Source organism: Planktothrix serta PCC 8927 (assembly GCF_900010725.2).
In the GTDB taxonomy this organism is placed as follows: Bacteria; Cyanobacteriota; Cyanobacteriia; order Cyanobacteriales; family Microcoleaceae; genus Planktothrix; species Planktothrix serta.
In genome coordinates this window covers 1-430 of sequence record NZ_LR734890.1, presented here as the reverse complement: position 1 = coordinate 430, position 430 = coordinate 1, and the positions used below count along the sequence as shown (strand labels likewise).

1 protein-coding gene is annotated in these 430 nt (G+C 31.6%); it reads left to right on the top strand.

Translation table 11 applies throughout. The annotated features are described in order from the left end of the window. A partial coding sequence (locus PL8927_RS28210) for a hypothetical protein (RefSeq protein ID WP_197047579.1) occupies positions 1-430 on the top strand: 430 nt, incomplete at both ends.

The following is a 430-nucleotide window of genomic DNA, read 5'->3' as shown; positions in this document are numbered from 1 at the left end:
TAAGTTCACAAGAATCTAAAGACCAGGTTCCTTATAAATATCAGGAGTTGGAAGCAAAATATAATAATTTGGAAAACCAGTTTGAAGAATTAAAGCGACTTTATCAAAATCTTTCCAGAGAAGATATAATCAATTCAATTCAATCCAAAGAACATAAAAGAGTTAGTGATTCATATTCTCCAAGCCAAACTTCAGGACATTCATCTCAACAAGTGACTAGAAGTTCCCAAAGACACCATCAAAATCAACCTCAATTTGCATTGACTAATACAAACTTTAGTTCAATAGAATCTCAGTTAATTCAAGAGTATAATAGCAATCATAACGCATTATTGAAACAAGTTATAGAGGTCAATGTTAGGGAAGATAGTCTTAATAAAAACCGTATGGGAAGTAATCAACCAATAGCTCTCGAACAGAAAAAAAATGG